This is a genomic window from Streptomyces sp. NPDC004561 (assembly GCF_053602155.1).
In genome coordinates this window covers 1-7,582 of the sequence record NZ_JBSGDB010000429.1, presented here as the reverse complement: position 1 = coordinate 7,582, position 7,582 = coordinate 1, and the positions used below count along the sequence as shown (strand labels likewise).

Here is a 7,582-nt window from a genome sequence, read left to right as displayed (position 1 = left end):
GTCCACGACGGTTCCCCTGTTCGGGGCGCTCACCTCCACGCATGCCGGCCGCCTCGGGCAGCACGTCGGCCATCGGCGCCCGCCAGTGCCCGGCCAGCGCGCCGAGCCCCGGCAGCCTGACGCCCATCGAGCAGCGGTAGGAGGGGATCCGGTCGGTCACCCGCACCGCGCCCCACAGCCCGGAGAAGACCAGCAGCGAGCGGGACGCGCGCCGCTTGGCGGCCGTGTCGAGGGTGGCCAGGTCCAGGGCGTCGTACAGGACACCGGTGTAGATCTCCCCGGCGGGGCGGGCGCCGGCCGTCCGCAGCCCGGCGTTCTTCGCCACCTCGCCGCGCAGCCCCTCGCTGAGCCCGAGGACCTCGCGTGCCTTCTCCTCGTCCGCGCGGCACAGCTCGACCAGCTCGCCGAGCACGGCCTCCCGCGCACCCGTCAGCCCCGGCAGCGACAGCGACTCCAGCTTGAGCGGGGCGCCCTTGCCCGAGCCGGCTTTTCCTTCCGAGGGTGGCAGCAGGACAAGCAACACGTACTCCTTCTCTTGGGCTCTGCGTCAGGGTACGGGGTGCTGCCCACGCGCCCTCGCCCTACGCTCGACACATGCCCCGCCGCAGGATCCGTGTGACCGGCGCCCCCGAGGCCCCCCTCAAGGCGGCGCTCGCCGCGCTGCGCACCGAGCTGGGCGTCCCGGAGGACTTCCCGCCGGAGGTCCGGGAGGAGGCCGACCGCGCGGCGAAGGCCCCGACCCTGCCGTCGTACGACGCCACGGACATCCCCTTCTTCACCCTCGACCCACCCGCCACCACCGACCTCGACCAGGCGACTCACCTCTCCCGCCGGGGCGCCGGCTACCGGGTCCGGTACGCCATCGCCGACGTGGCCGCCTTCGTCGTACCCGGCGAGGGCCTGGACGCGGAGGCGCACCGGCGGGTGAACACCCTGTACTTCCCCGACGGGAAGGTCCCGCTGCACCCCACCGTGCTCAGCGAGGGCGCGGCCAGCCTGCTGCCCGACCGGACCCGCCCCGCCGTGCTGTGGACGATCGACCTGGACGCGGAGGGCCGGACCACCGCCGTCGACGTGCGCCGGGCCCTCGTCCGCAGCCGCGCCAGGCTCGACTACGCGGGCGTCCAGCGGGCCGTCGACGCCGGCACGGCCGAGGAGCCGGTCGCGCTGCTCAGGGAGATCGGCGAGGCCCGGGAGCGGCAGGAGGCCGAGCGCGGCGGCATCTCCCTCGACGTCCCGGAGCAGGAGATCACCCAGCAGGACCACACGTACCGGCTGTCCTTCCGCGCCCCGCTGCCCGCCGAGGGCTGGAACGCCCAGCTCTCCCTGCTCACCGGCATGGCCGCCGCCGACCTGATGCTCGCCCACGGCGCCGGCGTCCTGCGCACCCTGCCGGCCGCCCCGGACGGCGCCGTGTCCCGGCTGCGCCGCACCGCGACCGCCCTGCACATCGACTGGCCGCATCATGTGTCGTACGCGGCCCTCATCGGCTCCCTCGACCCGCACGACCCGCGCCACGCGGCCTTCCTCCAGGAGTGCACCACCCTGCTGCGCGGCGCCGGGTACACCGTCTTCCGCGACGGCGTCCTGCCCGCGATCACCACCCACGCGGCCGTCGCCGCCCCGTACACCCACTGCACCGCGCCGCTGCGCCGCCTCGCCGACCGCTACGCCTCCGAGCTCTGCCTCACCGCCGCCGCCGGGCAGGACCCGCCGGACTGGGTGCTCGCCGCCTTCGACGCGCTGCCCCGGCAGATGGCCGACGGCGCCCGCCGGGCCGGCACCGTCGAGCGGGAGTGCGTCGACATCGTGGAGGCGGCCCTGCTCAAGGACCGGATCGGGGACGTCTTCGACGGCTGCGTGGTGGACGTCGACGAGCACCGGCCGACCGCGGGAACCGTCCAGTTGCTGTCCCCGGCCGTCATCGGCCGCATCGAGGGCGCCCCGCTGCCGCTCGGCGAACGCCTGCGGGTACGGCTCGTCCGGGCCGACCCGGGCACGGCGAAGATCCTGTTCAGCCCGGCGTGAGAGCCGGATACGAGGGCGTGCCCCGCGCCCGGTCCCGCCGCGTGACGGGGCGACCAAACCACGGCATGGAAACGGGGCGCCACGGCGTTCCATCCTTGGCGGCAGCGGTACGACAAGGGGGCGTTCCATGGCGGAACAGGCACTGTGGACACGCGCCCGGCTGGGCCCGGGCGGACCCCCGCTCGACCTGCTGACGGCGAGCTTCCGCCGGCACACCTACGCCCCGCACGCCCACGACGAGTACACGATCGGCGTCTGCGTCGGCGGCTGCGAGGTCATCGACTACCGGGGCGGCCACATCCGCACCGGCCCCGGCACGATCGTCGTCCTCGACCCCGGCGAGACGCACACCGGCGGCCCCGGCAACCCCACCGACGGCTACGCCTACCGCGCCCTGTACGCCGAGCCGGCCCTCCTCGCCGACGGCACCGCCGGCGGCCTCCCGCACTTTCGCGAACCGCTCCTGGACGATCCGGAACTGGCCACGGCCCTGCGCCTCGCCCACACCGAACTCAGCGTCTGCCCCGACCCGCTGGAGGCCGAGTCCCGCATTCCCTGGCTGCTGACGACTCTTGCCCGGCGCCACTCCACGGCCCGGGCGGCCGGCGACCGCATCCCCGGCGCCGGCGCGATCGCCCTGACCGTCCGCGACCGCCTCGCCGGCGACCTCACGGCCCCGCCCTCCCTCGCCCTGCTGGCCGCCGACCTCGGCCTGTCCCGCTACCAGCTCCTGCGGGCCTTCCGTACGACGATGGGGATACCGCCGTACGCCTGGCTCGCCCAGTACCGGGTGAGCAGGGCGCGGGCGCTGCTGGCGGCCGGTCTGCGCCCGGCGGAGGTGGCCGGCCTCGTCGGCTTCGCCGACCAGGCGCACCTGACCCGCTGGTTCCGCAGGGTGCTCGGGGTGACCCCGGCTGCCTACCGCAACAGCGTTCAAGACACGCCGTGAGGACGCGGCCGAGACTCCCCGTATGACTGCACGCGGCTGGTTCCTGTTCTCCCTGATGGGAGTGGTCTGGGGCATCCCCTATCTGCTGATCAAGGTGGCGGTGGCCGAGGTGTCCCCGTCCGCGCTGGTGTTCACGCGCTGCGCGCTCGGCGCGATGCTGCTGCTCCCCTTCGCCCTCCGCCGGGGCGGCCTCGGCGGGACCGTGCGCACCCACTGGCGCCCCATGCTGGCCTTCGCGTGCCTGGAGATCATCGTCCCCTGGTTCACCCTCACCGACGCCGAACGGCACCTGTCCAGCTCGACGTCGGGCCTGCTGATCGCGGGGGTGCCGATCGTGGGCGTGATCGTGGCCCGCCTGCTGGGCGGCACGGAACACCTGGGAGCCCGCCGGCTGGCCGGTCTCTTCCTGGGCCTCGCCGGGGTGGCGGTCCTGGCGGTCCCGCACCTCACCGGCGGCGACGCGCGCTCCCTGGGCGAGGTCCTGCTGACGGTCCTGGGCTACGCCACCGCGCCCCTGATCGCCGCGCGCCGCCTGAAGGAGGTCCCGACCCTGCACCTGACGACGGCCTGCCTGACCCTGGCGGCCCTGGTCTACGCCCCCGCGGCGGCGCTGACCGGCCCGTCGTCCGTGCCCTCCGCCTCCGTGCTGGCCGCCCTGGCCGGCCTGGGCGCGATCTGCACGGCGCTGGCCTTCGTGGCCTTCCTGGAGCTGATCAAGGAGGCGGGCCCGACCCGGGCCACGGTGATCACGTACGTCAACCCGGCGGTGGCGGTGGCGGCCGGCGCCCTGTTCCTGAACGAGCCGCTGACCTTCCCCGTGCTGGCCGCGTTCGCCCTGATCCTGACGGGCTCGGTCCTGGCGACCGCCGCCGGTCCGCGGCGCCGCGGCCGACCGGTACCATGGTCGACACGGCAGACGAGCCGGGCGGGCGGCCGCGTGGAGTCCCCCTAGGGGGCTTCCCGAGGAACGTCCGGGCTCCACAGGGCAGGGTGGTGGCTAACGGCCACCCGGGGTGACCCGCGGGACAGTGCCACAGAAAGCAGACCGCCGGGGATCTCGGTCCTCGGTAAGGGTGAAACGGTGGTGTAAGAGACCACCAGTGCCCAGGGTGACCTGGGCAGCTAGGTAAACCCCACCCGGAGCAAGGTCAAGAGGAAACACCCCGGTGTTTCTGCGCGGACGTTCGAGGGCTGCCCGCCCGAGTCCGCGGGTAGACCGCACGAGACCGGTGGCAACACCGGTCCTAGATGGATGGCCGTCACCGAGGGCTTCGCAAGAAACCCCCGGAACAGAACCCGGCGTACAGCCCGACTCGTCTGCCCCTTCGGATCTGCTGCCTCACGCCGACGGTCGCAGTGGGCGTTCCGCGTTCCCGGACGCGTTGCAAGTGGGTCTCGAACACCTCGCGGGCCTCGGGGGTCAGGGTGCGCAGGGCCACCAGCGCCGTGATGGCCACGTCGCAGAGTTCGGACTGTACGTCGTCCCAGGTGTGGGTGACGCCCTTGCGGGGGTTCTGGCCCGTCGCTCCGATCACCGCTTCCGCGACCTCGCCGACCTCTTCCGACAGTTTGAGGATGCGCAGGAGCAGGCCCTCCTGGCCCGCGTGCACGCGGGTGGCCTCCAGACGGGACCAGAGTTCGTCCACGGCGGGCCAGAGGGCGGGGGCGGGGGCGGGATGCTGATCGGTCATGCAGGGCAGGGTGCCATGCGGGGGAGACAGCGGCGTCGTACCGCTGCGCCCGCAGCCGCCACGCGCTCGCGACTCCGCCCCGCAAACCCCGCTACTCGTCGAACTCCTCGAACAGCGTCTCCTGTTCGCCCGTTGTCTTCGCTCGTACCCGCTGCGAGCGCAGGCCCACGATCACGGCCGTTCCCGCTGCCGCCGCGCCCAGGGCGGCCGGGACCATCCAGCCGCGGTTGAAGACGTGGCTCAGGGCGTGGTCGACGGAGAGGCGGCCGGGGCCGGTGACGGCGAGGCCGATCGCGGCCAGGCCGAGGCTCGCCGCGTACTCGTAGCCGCCCTCCTGGGCGAAGAAGCCGTTGGGGGCGTGGACCGCCGCCGCGCCCGCCATCGCGCCGGCGGCCGCCGCGCCCGCCGCCGGGGTCGCCAGGCCCAGGGCGAGGAGCGTGCCGCCGCCCGCCTCCGCGAGTCCCGCGGCCGTGGCGCTCGCCTTGCCGGGGGCGTAGCCGACGGACTCCATGAACTGGCCGGTGCCCTCCAGACCGTGCCCGCCGAACCAGCCGAACAGCTTCTGCGCGCCGTGCGCGGCCAGCACCCCGCCCGTCCCCAGCCGGAGCAACAGCAGGCCCAGATCACGTCGGTCGTAACAGGTCACGGTGACTCCCAGGACAGACACACGCGGACAGGTCCCTCTCGCGTTTCCACCGTCGCAGCTCTCACACCACCGGTCGCGTTCTCGGTGGCGTTCGGGTGGCGGACCTGGGGGAGCGATGTGAGCCTGACGCCATGACGATTCAGCCAGCCAGACTCAGCGACCCGGCCGTCAGGGCCTTCGTCAACGCCGTCAACTCCCATGACCGTGAAGGCTTCCTGGCCCTGCTCGCACCGGGCGCGACCATGTCCGACGACGGCTCCGACCGGGACCTCGCCGAGTGGATCGACGAGGAGATCTTCTCCTGCCACGGCCATATGGACGTCGAGAACGAGTCCAACGGCGGCCGGGCCGTGATCGCCCGCTACCGCAACGACACCTGGGGCGAGATGCGCACCGCCTGGCGCTTCGTGATCGAGGACGACGGGAGGATCTCCCGCTTCGAGACCGGCCAGGCCTGAGACATGCTCCGTCGGCGTGTGGAGGGGCTGTGGCGGGAGCACGGCCTGACGTTCGGTCGGCTCGTCGAGGTCGATGCCGCGCAGCGCCTCCACGGTCTCCTTGCCCAGTGCGGACTTCAGGGCCTGACCACCCTGCGTCATCACCCGGTCGGTGCTCTGGGTGGAGGTTGCCGCTCCGCTTGGCGTCGAGCGTGAAGTTCGGGCCCCGCGAACCACCCGCCCCGGGCACCGACCGGCTTGAGTTCATAGATGCCGAACATCCCGTTCAGCGGAGGTTCTGGGCGCCCGCTGTGGGCGCCGTCACACGCCAGGGGGAACCTTGAGCGGTCCTTGGTAAGGGATGCGTAAGAGCTGAGAAACCCGGGTGGCTCATCAGATTCTCATAACGTGGCAAATTCACTCACTGTGACTACCCTCCGGTACGAGGTTCGTCGACGGGCTCGGTGTACCGTCCCCGGGTGCGCGAATGTTCCCGGCTCAGCCGGCGTGCCGTCCTCGGACTGACGGCCGCCGCCCTTCCCCTGTCAGCGGCCGCTCCGGCCGCCGCCGAGACCGTCGTCATCGGGGGCGAGCGGCTCGCCCGTGGCGGCGTCCAGATGAGCGGGGCCACCGGACTGCCCAAGAAGCTCACCGCCCGCTCCTGGCTCATCGCAGACTTCCAGAGCGGCGAGGTGCTCGCCTCGCTCAACGCGCACCAGCGCCTCGCGCCCGCGTCCACGCTGAAGATGCTGTTCGCGGACACCGTGCTGCAGAAGTTCGACCGCACCGAGCGGTACACCGTCAAGGACGCCGACGTCTCCGATATTCCGGCGGGGTCCAGCCTCGTCGGCATCAGGCCCGGCATCACGTACACCGTCGAGCAGCTGTGGCAGGGCGTGTTCCTGCGTTCCGGCAACGACGCCGTGCACGTCCTCGCGCACATGAACGGCGGCATCGCCAAGACGGTCGCCGAGATGCAGGCCAAGGCCGACGATCTGCAGGCCCTCGACACCCATGTGGTCAGCCCCGACGGCTTCGACCACCCGGGCCAGATGTCGTCCGCGTACGACCTCACGCTCTTCGCCCGGCACGGTCTGAAGGACGCCGACTTCCGCGGCTACTGCGGCACGCGGACCGCCGACTTCCCGGCGGGCGGCAAGAAGACCTTCCAGATCCAGAACACCGACCGTCTGCTGACCGGCGCCTGGGGCCTGAAGACGTACGACGGCCTGATCGGCGTCAAGAACGGCTACACCAGCCACGCCGGCAACACCTTCACCGGTGCCGCCACCCGCGACGGCCGCACCCTGCTGGTGACGGTCATGCACCCCTTGGAGGGCAGCAACGCGGTCTACGAGCAGACCGCCGCGCTGCTCGACTGGGGCTTCGAGCACGGGCGTTCGGCCCAGTCCGTGGGCAGGCTGGTCGAACCGGTCAGCGAGGGCGGCGCGGCCGCGAGCCCGGCGGCGGGCCAGAACGGGCAGGGGGCGGCCGGAGCCTCGGGCTCGTCCAAGGGGCCGTCCACGGGACGGCTGGTGGAGGGCGCGGCGGGCACGGCGGCGCTGCTGGCGGCGGCCGCGGCCATGGTGGTGAAGCGGCGGCGGCGCAGGGCTGCCGCGACGGCCGCCTACGAGGCGCCGGCGCGGGAGACGGTGGAGGCGGCCGATCCGGGGGGCCGGCACCGGCGCTGAGCCGTGCGGCGGCCGTTCCACCGACCGGTGCGTACCCCGCGGTCGCCACCAGCGGCATCATCTTCGCGCTGCTGGGCTTCGAGCAGGCCGACCAGCTCGCCGGTGAGAGCGCCAACCCCAAGCGGGACATCCCGCGGGCG

Annotated in this window: 6 protein-coding genes, 1 other RNA gene and 2 pseudogenes; 6 read left to right on the top strand and 3 right to left on the bottom strand. The window is 73.1% G+C overall.

Features of this window, described 5'->3' with window-relative positions:
- Positions 1-520 (bottom strand): peroxide stress protein YaaA (gene yaaA, locus ACWEN3_RS36665; RefSeq protein WP_452980085.1); only part of this gene is annotated, 520 nt, incomplete at its 3' end.
- A 74-nt stretch (positions 521-594) separates the two neighbouring features.
- On the opposite strand from yaaA, the gene ACWEN3_RS36660 reads away from it, so the two are divergent.
- The 4 genes and pseudogenes from ACWEN3_RS36660 to rnpB all read left to right on the top strand — a co-directional run bounded on the left by ACWEN3_RS36660 (position 595) and on the right by rnpB (position 4,297).
- Positions 595-2,028, top strand: a complete 1,434-nt coding sequence (locus tag ACWEN3_RS36660) for an RNB domain-containing ribonuclease (protein ID WP_452980082.1) — start codon at positions 595-597, stop codon at positions 2,026-2,028.
- Positions 2,029-2,155: 127 nt separating this feature from the next.
- Entirely contained in the window at positions 2,156-2,977 is an 822-nt protein-coding gene (locus tag ACWEN3_RS36655) for an AraC family transcriptional regulator (protein ID WP_452980079.1), read from the top strand.
- Positions 2,978-2,999: 22 nt separating this feature from the next.
- Positions 3,000-3,779 (top strand): annotated as a pseudogene (locus tag ACWEN3_RS36650) (DMT family transporter); the annotation flags it as partial.
- 115 nt (positions 3,780-3,894) lie between these two features.
- An RNA gene (rnpB, locus tag ACWEN3_RS36645) (RNase P RNA component class A) lies at positions 3,895-4,297 on the top strand.
- A gap of 47 nt (positions 4,298-4,344) precedes the next feature.
- On the opposite strand, the pseudogene ACWEN3_RS36640 reads toward rnpB, so the two are convergent.
- Together ACWEN3_RS36640 and ACWEN3_RS36635 are read right to left on the bottom strand one after the other, a co-directional pair.
- Positions 4,345-4,668: pseudogene (locus tag ACWEN3_RS36640) on the bottom strand (MazG-like family protein); the annotation flags it as partial.
- 91 nt (positions 4,669-4,759) lie between these two features.
- Positions 4,760-5,314: a DoxX family protein gene (locus ACWEN3_RS36635; protein ID WP_452980088.1), complete on the bottom strand. Its 555-nt coding sequence runs from the start codon at positions 5,312-5,314 to the stop codon at positions 4,760-4,762.
- Between the two features lie 131 nt (positions 5,315-5,445).
- Between ACWEN3_RS36635 and ACWEN3_RS36630 the strand changes: the two genes are divergently transcribed.
- Positions 5,446-5,772, top strand: a complete 327-nt coding sequence (locus tag ACWEN3_RS36630; RefSeq protein WP_452980076.1) for a nuclear transport factor 2 family protein — start codon at positions 5,446-5,448, stop codon at positions 5,770-5,772.
- Positions 5,773-6,230: 458 nt separating this feature from the next.
- The gene (locus ACWEN3_RS36625) at positions 6,231-7,442 is read left to right on the top strand and encodes a D-alanyl-D-alanine carboxypeptidase family protein (protein WP_452980073.1); all 1,212 of its coding nucleotides are present in this window, start codon (positions 6,231-6,233) and stop codon (positions 7,440-7,442) included.
- Positions 7,443-7,582: the final 140 nt, after the last annotated feature.

Bases quoted from the DNA above. Each gene is read 5' to 3' on its own strand.
- ACWEN3_RS36655 (WP_452980079.1), top strand. From the start codon at position 2,156: ATGGCGGAACAGGCACTGTGGACACGCGCCCGGCTGGGCCCGGGCGGA.
- ACWEN3_RS36660 (WP_452980082.1), top strand. From the start codon at position 595: ATGCCCCGCCGCAGGATCCGTGTGACCGGCGCCCCCGAGGCCCCCCTC.
- ACWEN3_RS36630 (WP_452980076.1), top strand. From the start codon at position 5,446: ATGACGATTCAGCCAGCCAGACTCAGCGACCCGGCCGTCAGGGCCTTC.